Origin of the sequence: Caballeronia glathei, assembly GCF_000698595.1 — a bacterium.
GTDB lineage: Bacteria > Pseudomonadota > Gammaproteobacteria > Burkholderiales > Burkholderiaceae > Caballeronia > Caballeronia glathei.
The window spans coordinates 1-16,221 of record NZ_JFHC01000111.1 but is presented as its reverse complement, the minus strand read 5'-3'; the positions used below and the strand labels follow the sequence as shown (position 1 = coordinate 16,221).

The 16,221-nt window shown below is 63.7% G+C and carries 15 protein-coding genes; 10 read left to right on the top strand and 5 right to left on the bottom strand.

The window, feature by feature from the left end; translation table 11 throughout:
* The 3 genes from BG61_RS35655 to BG61_RS35645 all read left to right on the top strand — a co-directional run.
* Positions 1-499 (top strand): TolC family protein (locus BG61_RS35655; RefSeq protein WP_035942845.1); only part of this gene is annotated, 499 nt, incomplete at its 5' end.
* Positions 500-713: 214 nt separating this feature from the next.
* A complete protein-coding gene (locus tag BG61_RS35650; RefSeq protein ID WP_035935946.1) occupies positions 714-1,574 on the top strand; it encodes a DUF2092 domain-containing protein in 861 nt (286 codons plus the stop codon).
* Positions 1,571-2,329 carry a hypothetical protein gene (locus BG61_RS35645; protein WP_035935948.1) on the top strand — a complete coding sequence of 253 codons (759 nt, stop codon included), beginning with the start codon at positions 1,571-1,573 and terminating at the stop codon, positions 2,327-2,329. The genes BG61_RS35650 and BG61_RS35645 overlap by 4 nt, the downstream gene beginning before the upstream one ends.
* A gap of 378 nt (positions 2,330-2,707) precedes the next feature.
* On the opposite strand, the gene BG61_RS35640 is transcribed toward BG61_RS35645, so the two are convergent.
* From BG61_RS35640 to BG61_RS35630, 3 genes are all read right to left on the bottom strand, one after another.
* Entirely contained in the window at positions 2,708-3,502 is a 795-nt protein-coding gene (locus BG61_RS35640) for a DUF899 domain-containing protein (protein WP_051673019.1), read from the bottom strand.
* A 241-nt stretch (positions 3,503-3,743) separates the two neighbouring features.
* The gene (locus tag BG61_RS35635) at positions 3,744-4,613 is read right to left on the bottom strand and encodes a shikimate dehydrogenase family protein (protein ID WP_035935953.1); all 870 of its coding nucleotides are present in this window, start codon (positions 4,611-4,613) and stop codon (positions 3,744-3,746) included.
* Positions 4,614-4,644: 31 nt separating this feature from the next.
* Positions 4,645-6,075: an MFS transporter gene (locus BG61_RS35630; protein WP_035935956.1), complete on the bottom strand. Its 1,431-nt coding sequence runs from the start codon at positions 6,073-6,075 to the stop codon at positions 4,645-4,647.
* A 293-nt stretch (positions 6,076-6,368) separates the two neighbouring features.
* Here BG61_RS35630 and BG61_RS35625 point away from each other — a divergent pair, with 293 nt between their 5' ends.
* From BG61_RS35625 to BG61_RS35610, 4 genes are all read left to right on the top strand, one after another.
* Positions 6,369-6,968 carry a nuclear transport factor 2 family protein gene (locus tag BG61_RS35625; protein ID WP_035935959.1) on the top strand — a complete coding sequence of 200 codons (600 nt, stop codon included), beginning with the start codon at positions 6,369-6,371 and terminating at the stop codon, positions 6,966-6,968.
* A gap of 103 nt (positions 6,969-7,071) precedes the next feature.
* On the top strand, positions 7,072-7,950 hold the full coding sequence (locus tag BG61_RS35620) for a maleylacetate reductase (RefSeq protein ID WP_370818087.1): 879 nt from the start codon (positions 7,072-7,074) through the stop codon (positions 7,948-7,950).
* Between the two features lie 13 nt (positions 7,951-7,963).
* The gene (locus BG61_RS35615) at positions 7,964-8,830 is read left to right on the top strand and encodes an intradiol ring-cleavage dioxygenase (RefSeq protein WP_035935962.1); all 867 of its coding nucleotides are present in this window, start codon (positions 7,964-7,966) and stop codon (positions 8,828-8,830) included.
* 54 nt (positions 8,831-8,884) lie between these two features.
* Positions 8,885-9,700: a sugar phosphate isomerase/epimerase family protein gene (locus tag BG61_RS35610; RefSeq protein ID WP_035935965.1), complete on the top strand. Its 816-nt coding sequence runs from the start codon at positions 8,885-8,887 to the stop codon at positions 9,698-9,700.
* An 11-nt stretch (positions 9,701-9,711) separates the two neighbouring features.
* Here the strand turns inward: BG61_RS35610 and BG61_RS35605 are convergent, their stop codons facing one another.
* Complete coding sequence (locus BG61_RS35605) at positions 9,712-10,491, bottom strand: IclR family transcriptional regulator (protein ID WP_035935968.1); 780 nt, start codon at positions 10,489-10,491, stop codon at positions 9,712-9,714.
* Positions 10,492-11,109: 618 nt separating this feature from the next.
* Positions 11,110-12,078: a Tim44 domain-containing protein gene (locus BG61_RS35600; protein ID WP_035935970.1), complete on the bottom strand. Its 969-nt coding sequence runs from the start codon at positions 12,076-12,078 to the stop codon at positions 11,110-11,112.
* 480 nt (positions 12,079-12,558) lie between these two features.
* On the opposite strand from BG61_RS35600, the gene BG61_RS35595 reads away from it, so the two are divergent.
* Genes BG61_RS35595 through BG61_RS35585 form a run of 3 tightly spaced genes read left to right on the top strand, consistent with a single transcriptional unit; the run spans position 12,559 to position 15,702 of the window.
* Positions 12,559-13,746, top strand: coding sequence for an ABC transporter substrate-binding protein (locus tag BG61_RS35595; RefSeq protein WP_051673018.1), 1,188 nt, complete (start codon positions 12,559-12,561; stop codon positions 13,744-13,746).
* A 16-nt stretch (positions 13,747-13,762) separates the two neighbouring features.
* Complete coding sequence (locus tag BG61_RS35590) at positions 13,763-14,845, top strand: FecCD family ABC transporter permease (RefSeq protein ID WP_035935977.1); 1,083 nt, start codon at positions 13,763-13,765, stop codon at positions 14,843-14,845.
* A complete protein-coding gene (locus BG61_RS35585; RefSeq protein WP_232256339.1) occupies positions 14,842-15,702 on the top strand; it encodes an ABC transporter ATP-binding protein in 861 nt (286 codons plus the stop codon). Before BG61_RS35590 ends, BG61_RS35585 begins: the two co-directional genes overlap by 4 nt.
* Positions 15,703-16,221 lie beyond the last annotated feature (519 nt).

Genomic DNA, 16,221 nt, shown 5'->3' with positions numbered 1-16,221 from the left:
GCTGCTCCCTGACTTCTCGTTCTCGTTTGCGGGCGGCCGGCTCGGCGAACCGCTCTTCTCCATCCTGAGCCTCAATCCGTGGCTCGTGACCGCCGCGATCGGCGCGTCGATCCCGATCTACACGGGCGGAGCGCTCCAGGCCCAGGTCAAGATCGCCACTGCGCAACAGTCGCAGGCGGTGGCCCGCTACGGCAACGTCGTGCTGGTGGCATTCCGCGAGGTAGAAGACTCGCTCGCGAACGAGCTGTTGCTGGCCAAGCGATTGCCGCTGGAAAGGAACGGCCTCGATGCGCGCATCGAGGCCGTGCGCATCGCCACAGTGCAGTACAAGGCCGGCCGCCGCGACCTGTTGTGGGTTTCGAACCTGCAGACGGCCGAACTCGCCACCGAAGCGGATCTGATCAAGCTGTGGGGCCTGCAGCGCAGAAACCGCATCCGCCTGTATCTCGCGCTCGGCGGAAGCTTCGACTCGACACCGTCGGCGGCCTTGTCACGGTAGCCGGATGCGCCGGCGGACCGCCGCGGCGCCCATCGGTCGAATGGCGTCGCGCAGCCGCTTGACGCCGATGCCGCCATCCGCCCGGAGCGCACACCAAAGTCTATTGGACCAAGGGCCAATTGTTCTTTGCCGCTCATGTACCAACAATTCGTGGACTACGCTGTTTCCCGCTCTGTTCCTCGCTATTAGCGAACTGACTGAATCGGACATTGGCATGGCATATGCTGCTGGCACACGATTGGCGAGCATCATCGTCTGCGGGATCCTGCTGCTGGCTATCTCCGCGTGCGCGCAGAACGCACAGACCCGGCAAGCGGCGCCGGCACCTTCCGGAGCGCAGGCGCCCGAAGTCGACCTCGGTCTGCGATTCGAACTGGAGCCGCAGGCGCTGGCGTTGCTCAAGGCGATGAGCGCGCGCCTTGCCGCCGCGAAAACGATGAGCTTCACGGCCGTCGCCACTTACGAAAGCCCCGCCCGAACCGGTCAGCCGCTCGCCTACACCACGCTGTCGCGCGTGACCATGCAGCGGCCGGACAAGCTGCGTGTCATCACGCCGTACGACGGCCCGCCGTCCGAGTTCTACTACAACGGCAAGTCGATGGCGGCCTTCTCTCCGGATGCGAACACGATCGCGGTGTCGCAGGCGCCCCCCACCCTCGATGCAATGCTCAAAGCCGCATACGATTCAGCTGCGATCTATTTCCCGTTCACCGACCTTATCGTCGCGGACCCGTATAAGGACATGAGCGAGGGATTGAAGCTTGCATTCGTGGTCGGCCAGTCGAAGGTGATTGGGCACACTACGACCGACATCGTCGTGGTCGCGAACGACACCGTGCAGGTTCAGTTGTGGATCGGCACCGCGGATCACTTGCCGCGCATGATGCGAGCGACGTACTTCGACGAGCCCGGCAACTATCGGCACAACGTGGAGCTATCCGACTGGCGGCTGAATGCCGCGGTTGCACCGGGCACGTTCGTGCCGCAACGCGCGGCCAAGGCACGCAAGATTCGATTCGCGGCGCCCGATTCGGTGCTGCCGGCGAGCGGGCCATCAGCCGGGGCGGCGCGATGAGCCCGCACGTTCTTCGACGAGCCATGCATGGCGTCTGCTGCGTTGCGCTGGCCGCGGCACCGCTTCAGCACGCTCACGCCTGGATGCGCGCGGGCGCATGGGGCGGCCACGCATCGGGCGGTGCGGGCGGCTGGAACTACGCTGGCGCGCGCGGCACCACCGCGTCGGGCGGCAGCGGCTCCTGGAGCGCGAGCGGCTATCGCGGCGGCACCGCATCCGGTGGCGGGGGTGCCTGGAGCGGCACGGACTACCGGGGTGGCACGGCGTCCGGTGGCGACGGGTCGTGGCACGGCACCGGCGCCTACGGCGGCACTGCATCGGGGGGAGAAGGCACGTGGCACGCGACAAACTCATACGGCACGACGTACAGGGGCGGATACGACACTTATCACGGCGGCTACTACGCGGGGTATCACCCGCCGACGGTCATCAACCACTATTCGACGAGTTGCTATAACTGCGGCGGGTGGAATACGGGGAACGCCTGGGCCGCAGGCGTAGCCGGGCTGGCCGCGGGCGCGACCATCGGCGCCGCTGCGGCGAGCGCCAACACGGCCAATGCATACGCCGCAGGCGTCGCTGCCGGCGCGGCCGCACAGCCGGTGTACGTCATGAACAGCGTCTATCCGGCGCTTCCAGCAGGCTGCACCTACAGCTACATGGTGGGGTCCGCGTACTACCATTGCGGCGCGGCCTGGTTCAGCCCGTACTATGGGGCGAACGGGATGTACTACCGTGTGGTGGCCGGTCCATGAGAAATGCGCATCACGCGCCCCGTTCATCTGCCATCAGCGGGCGGTTCCGGGTGTGCGAGGCCCAAAGACTTTTGGGCCTTCCGGGCCGCTTTCGGAACGCTCACGCCGTTCGTAATCTCTTCTTTTGATCAACCTCGCAATCGACAGCAAGCTACGCGACCTTGATCGCGGAAGTCTTCCAGTTCCCGATGTCATGAACGGAAATCAGGCGGCGTCCGGGTGCATGCGCGCATTTTTTTTGCGCGGCCTGAACCGCACGAACCCCGCCGGTTCCGGACATTCGCAATCGCTCCACACAGCGAACCTTCACACTAGGCCGCTCGCGCCTCCGTCAGAACGAGCCCTGCCGCCCGTCTGATCCACCGGAAGAAGCGTGGTTCATGGCTTCGCGGCCGGTTGCTGGTTCCGGAACGCCGCCTCTCCGGCGTCCGACACCTCGACCCACTTCTTGTCGGGCGCAGCGTCTGCGACGTAGCTGTCGTGCCAGTTCCACCACTTGTAGGTCGGGGTCTGAGGATAGCGCTCGGGCGAGTCTTCCCAGACCTCCTGGCGGCCAAGCGGCGTGATGTCGAGGTAGTTCCAGGTGTTCCCCATCTGCTCGTCGCCGCGGTTGTTGATGAAGTAAGTGCGGAACACGTGGTCGCCGTCGCGGTAGAACACGTTCGTGCCGTGCCACTCGTCCACGCCGAAGTCGGCGTCGAAGCTGTCCGTGACGGTGAACCACGGCATGTCCCAGCCCATGCGTGCCTTGAGCCGCGCGATGTCCGCCTGAGGCGCGCGCGAGACGAAGACGAGGGTCGTGTCACGGGCATTCAGATGGGCGACGTGGGCAACCTGATCGGCCACCATGGAGCAGCCCCGGCAAGCGTGGTCGGGCCAGCCGAACACGCCCGGCTCGAAGAAGGCGCGGTAGACGATCAACTGACGCCGCCCGTCGAACAGGTCGAGCAGGCTCGCCTTGCCCGCAGGCCCCTCGAACGCATACGCCGGCTCAACGGCCATCCACGGCATTCTCCGGCGCTCGGCGGCCAGGGCGTCACGGGCGCGGGTGTGGGCCTTTTCCTTTACGAGCAACTGCTCGCGCGCCGCCTCCCACGCCTCGCGCGACACGACCGGTGGTGTGTGCATGGCAGTCTGTCCGCCTTTGCGTTCGTTCTCGGCTGATGGTGTCATGGCTTCTGCAATCTCCTGATTTGGGCGAATTCCCGCGCCTCGTGGCTGAAGCGCGATTCCAGTCGCTGCTCGTCGCGCGTCGTTGGCCGTGAGTTCGTTGGCCGTGACTTAGTTTGGCACCGGAAGCCGAACCCTGGGAGTAACAAGTGTGGCGGCATTCCATTGGAGTCGCGGATTGCAGACGCGGCGCGTTGGCTCTTCGGTCGATACGGACATCAGCACAATTCGTTACGGGAACCACTCACTTCTGAACCGCTGCCCCGTTCCAGTCGAACGATTCCGGCAAGCCGAAGAAGCTCGCGGCAATGGGCATGCCGAAGTTCATCATGTTCCGGCCGTGATGCACCTTCAGGCCTCTTGAATGCGCGGCCGCGAGCAGGCGCGTCGTCCTCGGTTCCATGATCACATCCGCAACGACCGCGTGATGCGGGGAATCATCGACGGAAAACGGCAGCGGATCGTCGGCGTTCAACCCGACCGGCGATGCGTTGACCGCCAGATCGATCGTGCTCATGTCCGGCGCTCCGACCCTGATCGATACATGCGACTGTTCGGCAATGCTTCTGGCGAGCGTCGCGGCGCGTTGCCAGTCCAGATCGAAGAGCGTCAGGCTCGCGACGCCTTCCATCGCGAGCGACCATCCGATACTTTGCCCGACGCCGCCGCAGCCATGCACGTAGACATTCGATCCTTCGAGCGTCACTGAATCCGCCCGCAGTCCTGCAACGAAACCCGCGCCGTCCACATTGTCGCCTTCCCATGTGCCGTCGGGCCCGCGGCGCAGCAGGTTGATCGATCCGACGCGCCGTGCGCGCTCGGTCAACGCATCGGCATGTTTCATCGCCGCTATCTTGTGCGGCATCGTGAAGATCAGGCCGTCGACGTTCGCAATGCTCTTGACTCCCTCCATTGCGTGCTCGAACTGCGCGGGCGCCGCATCGGCGGGAAGCATCACGGCGTTCACGCCGTAGCGCTTCATGAGCGTGCTCCACACGACGGGCGCACGAACATGCGCAATTGGCGAGCCGAAGATGAAGAACAAACGCGTGAGCGCATCCACGGGCGCGTCGAGTCGATTGCGCTCTGCCTGAAGCGCCGATGTTTCAGTCATGACTTTTCTCCGTGTGTTGTCATCGTTGCGATCAGGCTTCCCGCCGCTGCCCGCGCAAGGTCTGCTCCGGGCGCACGCCTTCGCTCATCGCGTCGCGCCGCAAGCGCTCGTACTCGGACTTGCTGACGGGCGCCGCGTCGCGCTTGCCCAGATCGCTCATGTGAATGCGATAGGTCTCGCGCGCCGAATACGCTGCAATCGACGCGAGGATCGTGATGGCGAGTGTGATTGCGCCGACCGTCAATGGTATGTGATTCGAACCGGGAGGCGCCACCGCCGTGAAGAGCGCGGGGAGCAATGCCGAGATCGCCACGCCGATATTCTGCGAAACCGCCATGGATGTCACGCGCATGCGCGTCGGAAAGAGTTCGGGATAGAAGCTCGGGTACACGGCGTTCTGTCCCTGGTACACGATGCCCCACATCAGCACCGACATCACGATGGCGAGCGCCACGCTATGAATGCTGATCGCATAGAGATAAGCGAACGACAGGAGCCCCGATCCCAGCGATCCGATGATGATGGGCGGCTTGCGTCCGATCCTGTCCGACAAATTCCCCCAGTACGGAATGACGATCATCGCGACGACGTTGCCGAGCACCGGAATCCAGAGATAGATGCTCTTGCTGAAGCCGATGCCGTACGCCTGCTGCACCGCGTACGCGCCGCCGAATATCGTCGCGACGACCGGAATGACGTTCATGATCGACATGCACATCACGCGCAACATGTCCGCCCAGCAATGCTTGAGCGCGAGCCGCAGCGGCGAACGCGGCACCGCGCCCCGTTCGCCCTCTTCCGCGAATGCGGGCGTCTCGTTCACCTCGCGCCGGATGATGTAGCCCGCGACAAGCACGACGCAACTCATCATGAAGGGAATACGCCAGCCCCACGAGTTGAACGCGGCCTCGTTCATGAACTGGCTGAGCGGCAGGAACATTGCGGCGGCCAGAAGCTGTCCAGCGGTCACGCCCTGTATGCCGAAACTGCCGAAATAGCCGCGTCTTCCAAAGGGCGCGTGTTCGAGAATCATCGAACTCGCACCGGAGATCTCTCCCGCCACCGCGAAGCCCTGTATCAGGCGCAGCGCGACGAGCATTGCGGGCGCCCACATGCCTACCTGCGCGTAGGTGGGCAGGAAGGCGACGGCCATCGTCGAGAGGCCCATCAGGAACATGCATACCAGCAGCACCGCCTTGCGACCGTGTGTATCGCCGAGATGACCCAGAACCACCGCGCCGATCGGACGCGCGACATAGCCGATGCCGTAGGTCGCAAGCGACGCCGCAATCGCGACCTTTGGATCGCCGCCCGGAAAGAATATCTGCGGAAAGATCAGGGCCGCCGCCTGAGCGTAGATGAAGAAGTCGTAATACTCGAGCGCCGAGCCGATCCACCCGCTCGCCGCAGCTTTCTTCGACTGGTGCCTTCCGGGCGGCTCTTGATTCTCTGAACTGGACATGAATGTCTCCGATAGTGACGGCTGATTCACCGCGTCTTCATGAAATCGGGGTGATGGTGCCGAGCTCGAAAGCTTTTCAGCACTGCTCGACTCGATGGTTATTTAGTTTCCATTTGCGATCTGGTTCCATGTTAGGAATTACCGTTTTGGACTGTCAATACGTTTCAGCTCGCTTTTTCCATATGGGAACAAACTAGGGATAGTCCTGAGGCAAGGCTGATTTCACTTGACGTCGGTGCCGACACCAAATCACTATACGAACTGATTTCCATATGAGAACAGGAGATGGCACAATGAATCAGACAATGATCGACAGGCTGGCAATTCGGGACGCGGTGGAGAACTGGGCCATATGGCGGGACGCGGGCGACTGGGAACGCTTCGCGACCGTCTGGCATCCGGAAGGCGTCATGATGGCAACGTGGTTTCAAGGCACCGGCCCCGAGTTCATACGCGTCACGCGCGAAGGGTGGGCTCGCGGCGTCAGCATCCTGCACTTTCTGGGCGGCACGTCGATCGATCTCGCGGGCAGCCGGGCGATTGCCCAGACGAAGATGACGATCTCGCAGCGCGGCGATGTAGACGGACATCGTTGCGATGTGGTGTGCACCGGGCGCTTCTACGACTTCTACGAGAAGGTCGGCGAGCGATGGCTGCTGCGCCTGCGCCAGCCGATCTACGAAAAGGACCGGGTCGATCCTGTCGAAACAGGGGTAAGGCTCGACCTCGATCCGGAAATCCTCGGCCTGTTTCCGGAAGGCTACCGCCACCTCGCCTACCTCCAGACGAAGATCGGCTACAAGGTGAAGCGGGACATGCCGGGCATTACCGGCCCCGCAGTGGAAGCGCTGTACGAGCGTGGCCGCCGCTGGCTGGAATCGGGCTCGCTGTGATGCGGGCGCGCATCGAATCGTTCGTGCACGCCGCGCTGCCGGGCCGCGTGCTCTTCGGCGCGGGACGCAGGGCTCACGTATCGTCCGAAGCGGCGCAACTGGGTTGCGAGCGGCCCTTCATCCGTGGAATGTCACCACGCGCGCGCTCGAAGCGGTCGCGCACGCGAACGCGGACTGCCTGATCGCGGTCGGTGGCGGCTCGTCGGTCGGGCTCTCGAAGGCGATCGCATTGCAGACGGACCTGCCGCAGATCGTCCTGCCAACGACCTATGCGGGCTCCGAAGTCACGCCGATCATCGGGGAAACGCGGGATGGCGAGAAACGTACGCAGCGCACGCTCAAGGTGCTGCCCGAAGTCGTCATCTACGATGCCGACCTCACGCTCGGCCTGCCCGTTGCGCTCTCCGTGGCGAGCGGACTCAACGCCATCGCTCACGCTGTCGAAGCGCTCTATTCAGAGGACGTGAGTCCCGTCATGTCGATCATCGCTGAAGAAGGTATCAGCGCATTGGCATCGGCGTTACCGGGCCTGTGCGCGAATCCTTCGGCCAAGGCCGAGCGTGGCGCCGCGCAGTACGGCGCGTGGCTTTGCGGCACGTGTCTCGGCTCTGTGGGCATGGGGCTGCATCACAAGATCTGCCACGTTCTCGGCGGAACGTTTGACCTGCCGCACGCACAGACACACGCCGTCATGATCGCGCATGTGGCGGCGTATAACGCGGATGCGGCTTCCGATGCGATGCAGCGCATCGCACGCGCGCTGAACGCCCACGAGGCATGGACCGGACTTCACACACTCGCGCTGTCGCTCGGCGCGCCGACTTCGCTCGCGGAGCTCGGCATGCCGGAGAGCGGCATCGAGCGCGCCGTCGAACTCGCCTGCCGCGATACTTACGCGAATCCCCGTCGTCCCGACGCACCATTCATCCGACAGATGCTGGAGCGCGCGTGGAAAGGCTTGCCGCCCGCGCGCGTCCATTAGCGAGACTACGCTCATGCGCAACTTCAACGAAGACAACATCACGAGCGCCGTCCTGGCCAGTCTGAGCGGATGCCGCGACGAGCGCACGAAACAGATCAGCGAAGCGCTCGTCCGCCATCTGCATGCGTTCGTGAAAGAGATCGAGCCGACCGAAGCCGAATGGAGCCGCGCGATAGCGCTCCTCACCGAGACCGGGCAGATGTGCTCGCAAACGCGGCAGGAGTTCATCCTCCTGTCAGATACGCTCGGCGTGTCGATGCTCGTCGACGCAATCAATCACCGCTTCCCCGGCAATGCGACCGAGACCACTGTGCTCGGGCCGTTCTATGTCGAGCAGGCACGCGACTTCGAACTGGGTGCCCACATCGCGAGCGCTCAGGACGGAACACCCATGATCGTCGAGGGCAACGTGCGCGATTCGCGAGGCGAGCCGATTGCGGGCGCACTCATCGAGACGTGGCATGCGGACGATCACGGTCTGTACGATGTGCAGCGGGGTACAGACAAGTCCGCGCTGAATCTGCGCGCCCGTCTTCGCACCGATGAAGCAGGGCGTTTCTGGTACCGCTCCATCGTGCCCGCAGCCTATCCGGTTCCGAGCGACGGCCCGGTCGGCAGGATGCTCGACGCGCAGGGACGTCATCCATTCCGGCCCGCGCATGTGCACTTCAAGGTTAGCGCGCCGGGCTTCGAAACGATTGTGACGCATGTCTTCATCGCCGGCGATGCGTATCTCGATTCCGATGTGGTCTTCGGAGTGAAGGATGCGTTGATTGCGCAACTCGAATCGATCGAAGGCAGAATGAGTCCTGCGGGGCACGCAGTCGAACCCGCCACGGCGTTGCTCGCGTACGACTTCGTTCTTCCACGGCAGCGCTAGTATGCGATCGAAACCGTACTCACAGGTCCAATTGAACGAAGGAAACAGATCATCATGCGCAAGCTGTCGCTACACCATCTCACGATGCTCGACGCCCATCCGTTGCAACTCGTGGATGCAGCGCACGCGGGCGGTTTCGATTACTACGGCCTGCGTGTCGTCGCGCCCACCGCAGCCGATACGATCGTCGATGTAGCGGGCAATCCGGCGCTCATTCGCGACCTCGCTTCGCGCATGTCGGCGACCGGCGTGAGTCTGCTCGACATCGAGGCGATCTGGCTGCAGCCGCGCACGCACATCGAACACCTGCTCGCACCGCTGGAAGCGGGACGGCGCCTCGGGGCGAAACATGTCCTGAGCGTGGGCTTCGACGACGACCGCGCGCGGCTCCTCGACAACTTCGCACGTCTGTGCGAGGCTGCGGCGAGCCTGGAGATGACGGTTGGTCTCGAACCCATTACGTATTGCGCAATCGGCACCGCCGACGCCGCACTTTCGATCATCCGCGACAGTCGGCAGCCGAATGCACGGCTTCTTATCGATACATTGCAGTTCTTCCGTTCGGGTGTAACCGCAGACACAATCGACGCCATCGATCCCGCGCTGATCGAATACGTTCAGATCAGCGACGGACCGCGAGCTTCGCCGGCCTCGATCGAAGAACGGCGCACCGAAGCAAGGACAGCGCGCCTGCTTCCCGGCGACGGCGAGCTTCCGCTTGCGGACCTGCTATCGCGACTGCCGCCCGACCTCACGCTCGCCGTCGAAGCGCCCACACGCGCGCTGCGCGGGCTCGCGTTCGACGAGCAGGCGCGCCAAATCGCGCAGAAGGTGCGAAGCGCGCTGGCGCATCTTCCCGGCCAGCCATAAGCGCGGACCCGCTAGTCCGCCAGATACTGACGCTGGATGCGTGCCGCGGCACTCTTCAATATCGACACCACTCTCTCGCCTACCGCGGACGTGTAGCGCACGGCCGGCACGGCCAGGTTCAGGGAGCCGAGGGGAAACCCCGTGGAGGACAGGATCGGCACGCCGATCCCGACGATGCCCGGCGTGTACTCTTCGTGCGAGTGCGCGAAGCCGTTCGATTTCACTTCGTTCAGCTCGCCGAGCGAGGCCTTTTTGGTAGAGATGGTGTTCTTCGTGAAGCGCTCGAACGAGACGGACCGCAAGTATTCGTCTCGCATCACATCAGGCAGAAACGCGAGAATGGCCTTGCCGCCCGACACCGCATACAGGGGCGCAAGGTCGCCCAGGCGCATGTGGGACTGCAACCGCTGCTGACTGATGACCGTCGCCACGACTTCGACCTGATCGCCCTTCAGCTGATTCAGCGCGCATGACTCGTTCGTTTGCTGCGTGATGTCGTTCAACACGGGCTCGGCGCACGCAATGAGGCTGCGCAACTGGTTGGACTGTTGCGCCAGCTTGAGAATCGCGTCGCCGAGCCGATACCCCTTGGTTTCCGGCACGAAACGGAGATAGTCTCGAGCGGTGAGATTGCGTATGAGCTTCGTCAAACTGCTCTTTGGAATATCGAGGGCTTCGGCGATCTCAGTGTGCGACATTTCGCGCCCCCATCGAGCAAGAAGCTCGAACAGGTCCAGCGTTCGATCAGCGGATTTGACCGTACTGCTGGCCTCGGCTTCGTCATAACGCATCGATGTGTTCCTGTTTATATATGGGAACAGTCTATCAATACGGTCGAAAATGTCAAGTGGGCCTGGTTTCTTTCAGGCCCGCATTTTGTTGGATTAGATGCGTGCATATCGGGTTTTTATAGTTCACCCATGGGAACTAACAGCAACCAGGATCGGTAACGCGGGCCGATGCATGGCGACAACATCAAAGCCGGCATCTGCCACTGACCACGTGTTGCCAGGCGCCCGGTTTGTCACAGGACGCCTCGAAGCGCGGCACCAGACCACCCGTTGCATACCGTGTTGAGCCGGCTGGAGAGTTCAAGACATTCTTCGGCCGTTTGGCAGTTGGGCTTCCTCGGTTTTTCTCCGCATGCCGAGAATGCGAAGGAAAGCAGCGCGAACGTCGACATCGTGAATACACGCTTGAGCATGTTGCTGCGCCTCCCTTTTGTCAGAGCATCTCGACTCCCGTCGTGACTGCCTTGATATCAGGTGTCTCGTTCCCTGAACATGATTCCGTGATTTGGCCATCGACGTTCGTTTCGCTGACGATGTTTGTCCGGCCGGGCGTCGGCTACGCTGACGCGCACGTGATAACCGGCAGCAAGCTGCTGCCGGTCGACCACACTCTCCGCTTTAGCTGTCCATCTGCTGGATGCCCGCCACCCGCCACGCCTGGTCGCCACGTGCATCCCTGACCATGTTCCAGATCTCCTGGAACGGCTGGGCGGTCTGCGCGTCGTCTTCCCGCATCTGACCGTAAAACCGAACGCTGACCAGCGTTTCAGCCGCATTGCTTTCCGCGCACAGCACTTCGGCATCAAGTTGCGTGACGTCCGTGCGGCTCGGCTGGCGGCCGCGAGCCTCCAGATCCTGCTTGATCTGCGCGAACATCTCCGGTGTCGTCAACTCGAACAGGTCACCTTGTTCATTCCGATCCCATGCGGCCTGAAGGCGCATGAACGTAGTCTTCGCCGATGCCAGGAACTCAGCCTGATCCGTTCCGAGTGGAAGCCCCGGCACCGTCACCGCGCCCGCCGCTGCGGCCGAACCCATCGCTGCGCGCGGCCAGCCGGGAAAATTCGTATCGCGCCGGGCTTTCCCGATCTGATTCATAAGCTGCGAGCCGTTCGTTTGCTGCCGGTTCGCGGCGCCATGTCCATAAGCGAGATCCGGACGACGCCGGCTGGCGATGAAGCGAAACAGCATCACAGCGGCGAAAATAGCCAGCCCGATCAGGAGCGCGTTCGACAGCATTTGCGCGAGCCCCTCGGCAAGGCCGAAGGACGACAGCAACGCCGCAATTCCAAGCCCGGCGGCGACGCCGGCCAGCGGGCCCATCCAGCGGTTGCCCGCCGGCGCGGCAGCGGGCGCCTGCGCGGCCTGCTGCGCCGGTTGAGCTTGCTGACTGCGTTGCCCTTGCCCGGACGGCGACGCCGTCTGCGACTGACGCCCGATACTTTGACCGCCGCCCACCCGCTTCGCTTCGGCGTCGTTCGACGCCACGGCGCCGAGGGCGAGCAGCGCCGCAAGACCGAACGCCGCTGTCTGTCGCGTCACCGCGCCAGCAGCACGTCGAAGTCGGTTGATGGTTTGCGTGTACATATAAACCTCTTGTGATGAGTCAGGGGACGGCGCGCACCGCGCGTTGCCTCAAAGTAACCGAACTCGGGACAATATAAAACTCGTATTTTTAACGTCAATGCATCGGCAAAACCTTATGTTTTCCGATCTCCAGAGGCACGCGTGAGCCCTGCTCCTCTCCATTAATTTTGGGTCGCGCCCTGTGCGGGCGGGATCGCGCAGGCACTGATTGCGCCCGGGCGCTGGCATGGAGTCACGCCCTGTGTTGAAAGGTGAAGGGCCGCGTGAGTGAACCGCCCTCTCGTCCCACTACCCGCCCAACCCGCCCAACCCGCCAACACATTCCATTACAAAACGGGCCGTCGACAACACATCCCCATTACATCCCGTAGCTAGACTTGGCCCCCTGAATAGAAACCATTGTCATTTCCTTGTCGCGGGCTGCTTGTGGACTGTTTGTCTTGTCATCGTGATTCCGGCCGTCGCCGTCGCGCGCCGGCCTTGTTCAAGGCGCTTGCCGCTGCGGTGTCGGTGGTGGCCGTTGTGTCGCTGGCGGGCGTGCCACTGCCTGCGCTAGCGCAAACACAGGCTCAAGCACCGGCATCAACCCAGGCACCGGCGCAGAACGCCGCCGCACAAACGGTCACCGATCTGGCCGGACGCACGGTCAGGATTCCGGCGGCCGAACCGCACCGCATCCTGCTTGGCGAAAGCCGCCTGTTGCCAGTGATCGCGCTGCTCGAAGGACAGGACCCGCTCGCGCACATCGTCGGCTGGCAGGGCGATTTGCCCGCGATGGACCCGCAGACCTATCGCGCGTACGCGCAACGTTTCCCGAACATCGGGCAGATTCCGCTCATCGGGCAGTCGAGCGAAGGCAGCGTCAGCCCCGAGAAGGCGCTTGCGCTGAAACCCGATCTCGCGATCCTGAGCATCGTCGGCGAGGGCGTCGGGTTGCACAATCCGCTCGTCGAGCAACTCGAAGCGACCGGCACGCCCGTGGTGTTCGTCGACTTCCGCCTGCATCCGCTGCGCGACACGCTGCCGAGCATCAAGCTGCTCGGCCAGGTGCTGCACCGCGAAGCGCAGGCCGACGCTTACAGCGCGTTCTACAGCGCGCATCTGCAACGGGTTCAATCGGTCATCAGCCGCATTCCCGAAGCACAGCGTCCGAAGGTTTTCATCGACCTGCTGGCGGGTGCCTGGGGTGCGGGTTGCTGCCACACGGCGGGCAAAGGCAATTTCGGCGAACTGGTTGAGGCCGCGGGTGGCCGCAACATCGCCGCGCCGCTTCTGCCCGGCGTGCTCGGCGATATCAGCCTCGAGCAGATCATCGCCGCGCAGCCGGATGTCTACGTCGCGACCGGCTCGCACGCGAAAAGCGGTGGCCTCGCGCTGCAAATCGGCGCGCAGACGAATCCGCAGGACGCTGCACGCAGTCTCGCGCAACTGGTCGCCCGGCCCGGTTTCGACACGCTTGCGGCCATACGCAACGGCCGTGCGCATGGCATTTCGCATAACTATTACGACTCGGCGTACAACATCGTCGCGATCGAAGCATTGGCGAAGTGGTTCTATCCCGAGCAGTTCCGGAACCTCGACGTGAACGCCACCCAGGCCGAACTGTACCGGCGCTTCCTCGCCGTGCCGCCGACCGGTACGTTCTGGGTCGACAAACCGGCCAGCTGAACGCGCGCACGTGCCGATGTCGATTCCGCTCAACGCCCGTCCCCTGCCCTTGCCGCATGAAACGGCGACAATCAGCCAGTACCGGCGGCTTACGCGCCGCCGCATCGCCTGCCTCGCCGCGATCCTGTTGCTGATCGCGGCGTCGCTGCTGTTCGACTTCAATACAGGGCCGTCCGGCTTGCCCGTCACGACGCTGCTGCGGACTATCTTCGATCGCGCATCCGTCGACGAGCCGACACGCGTGATCGTCTGGCAGATCCGCATGCCGTATGCGGTGATGGCGCTGCTGGTGGGCGCGAGCCTCGGCGTGTCGGGCGCGGAGATGCAGACGGTGCTCGACAATCCGCTCGCGAGCCCATACACGCTCGGCGTCTCGGCGGCGGCCGCGTTCGGCGCCTCGCTTGCGATCGTGCTCGACCTCGCGATTCCCGGCGTGCCGCAAGGCTGGATCGTGTCGGCCAACGCCTTTGTGTTCGCGCTGCTCTCGGCGGCCGTTCTCGACGCGGTCGCGCGCTGGCGCGGCATGAGCACCGCCGGCGTGGTGCTGATGGGTATTGCACTGGTGTTCGCGTTTCACGCGCTCGTGTCGCTGATCCAGTTCATCGCCTCCGCCGATGCGCTGCAAGGACTCGTGTTCTGGACGCTTGGCTCGCTTGCGCGCGCGAACTGGCAGCAGATCGGCGTGCTGGCCGTCGCGCTCGCGGTATCGCTGCCGCTGTCCATGCGCAACGCGTGGAAGCTGACCGCGTTGCGCCTCGGCGAAGACCGCGCGGCGAGCTTCGGCATCGACATCCGCCGCCTGCGGCTCGGCACGCTGCTGCGCGTCGCGGTGCTGTCGGCGCTGGCGGTGTCGTTTGTCGGCACGATCGGCTTTATCGGCCTGATCGCGCCGCATATCGCGCGCACGCTCCTCGGCGAGGATCATCGCTTCTACCTGCCCGGCAGCGCGCTGCTCGGCGCGCTGATGCTGTCGCTGGCGTCGATTGCATCGAAGATCCTGATTCCGGGCGTGCTCGTGCCGGTCGGCATCGTCACCGCGCTGGTCGGCATTCCGCTGTTTCTCGGCATCGTTCTGCGCTCACAGGGGCGCGTGTCATGAACACGATGACTACGACGACCACAACGACCACAACCCGCGCGCCGGGTCTCTCGATCCACGATCTGACGGTGCGCTACGGCAGGCGTCGCATACTCGATTCGCTAGCGGCCGGCGTGCTGCCGCGTGGCGAAGTCACCGCGCTGCTCGGCCCGAACGGCAGCGGCAAATCCACGCTGCTGCGCACGCTGGCCGGTCTCACGGCCGCGAGCGGGGGACGTCTCACGCTGGACGGCGAAACGCTCGCGCTGTCGCCTTCAGGCGCGCGCTCGCATAGCGTCGTCTACCTGCCGCAGGCACTGCCTGCCGGCGTGCGTCTTCAGGTACTCGAATCGGTGCGGGTCGCCTATTGCGCGACGCGCAGCCACGGTTTTGGATCGACGCATACGACACGCGACGCCGACATCGCACACGCGCTTTCGGTACTTCAGCGGCTTGGCATTGGCGACCTTGCGCAGCGTTCGCTCGACCAGTTGTCGGGCGGTCAACGGCAACTTGCCGGCATTGCTCAGGCCCTCGTGCGCGATCCGCAAGTGCTGTTGCTCGACGAGCCGCTGAGCGCGCTCGATCTGAACCATCAATTCCACGTGATGCAGATGCTGCGCGACGAGACGCGCCGCCGCAACATGGTGACTGTCGTGGTGCTGCACGACATCAATACCGCGCTGCGGGCATGCGATCGCGCGATGCTGCTCAATCGCGGCGGCATTGTCGGCTTCGGGCGGCCTGCGGACGTCGTCACGCCAGACAGTCTCATGGATGTTTTTGGAGTCGTGGCGCGTATCGAGCCATGCTCGCGCGGCACTCACCAGATTCTGATCGACGGTCTCGCCCCTCAGGCGGACATGGCAAGCCGCTGAGAAACCCAATACCGGCGCAGCGCCCTGCGGCTCGTTCGACAAGCCTGCTTCCACTTTCGTCGCGCTTGCAGCAGGTACACCGCACCCGAGCGGACGACGGCGCGGCACATGACCGCTTTCGTGCGAAACGAAAGACGCTCGCCGACCCAACCCGGCCGCTGAATCTGACGACACCCCAGGCATCCGCTAACGGGCGATCCTTTCGAATCAGCCCTGCGACGAGTGCGATGCAGAATATCGCGCACCACGACAAAAGATTGCCAATGAGCTGCTCGTCAAGCGCGTAGGTTGCGCGACCGCCGAAGCAAGCGGCGCGAACTGCCCTGAGAAATACGTGCGCCGCCCTCGAAATTGTTTATCGTGACACCGGCGCTTTCACCTCAGCACGTGCGTTCGCTCATCCTGGTGCCCTCAGCTTCCGAATGGCGCGGGCGCTCATGCATTGTAGTTCGAGCGAGCTTGATGCCCTCTGAAGTGGGGTACAGGTCATCGCTTTCGCCTCGTCCGCGCCGAAAACCC

Excerpts from the sequence above, each read along its gene's own strand:
- BG61_RS35650 (WP_035935946.1), top strand. The coding sequence starts at position 714 with ATGGCATATGCTGCTGGCACACGATTGGCGAGCATCATCGTCTGCGGG.
- BG61_RS35645 (WP_035935948.1), top strand. The coding sequence starts at position 1,571 with ATGAGCCCGCACGTTCTTCGACGAGCCATGCATGGCGTCTGCTGCGTT.
- BG61_RS35640 (WP_051673019.1), bottom strand. The coding sequence starts at position 3,502 with ATGACACCATCAGCCGAGAACGAACGCAAAGGCGGACAGACTGCCATG.
- BG61_RS35635 (WP_035935953.1), bottom strand. The coding sequence starts at position 4,613 with ATGACTGAAACATCGGCGCTTCAGGCAGAGCGCAATCGACTCGACGCG.
- BG61_RS35630 (WP_035935956.1), bottom strand. The coding sequence starts at position 6,075 with ATGTCCAGTTCAGAGAATCAAGAGCCGCCCGGAAGGCACCAGTCGAAG.
- BG61_RS35625 (WP_035935959.1), top strand. The coding sequence starts at position 6,369 with ATGAATCAGACAATGATCGACAGGCTGGCAATTCGGGACGCGGTGGAG.
- BG61_RS35615 (WP_035935962.1), top strand. The coding sequence starts at position 7,964 with ATGCGCAACTTCAACGAAGACAACATCACGAGCGCCGTCCTGGCCAGT.
- BG61_RS35610 (WP_035935965.1), top strand. The coding sequence starts at position 8,885 with ATGCGCAAGCTGTCGCTACACCATCTCACGATGCTCGACGCCCATCCG.
- BG61_RS35605 (WP_035935968.1), bottom strand. The coding sequence starts at position 10,491 with ATGCGTTATGACGAAGCCGAGGCCAGCAGTACGGTCAAATCCGCTGAT.
- BG61_RS35600 (WP_035935970.1), bottom strand. The coding sequence starts at position 12,078 with ATGTACACGCAAACCATCAACCGACTTCGACGTGCTGCTGGCGCGGTG.
- BG61_RS35590 (WP_035935977.1), top strand. The coding sequence starts at position 13,763 with ATGTCGATTCCGCTCAACGCCCGTCCCCTGCCCTTGCCGCATGAAACG.
- BG61_RS35585 (WP_232256339.1), top strand. The coding sequence starts at position 14,842 with ATGAACACGATGACTACGACGACCACAACGACCACAACCCGCGCGCCG.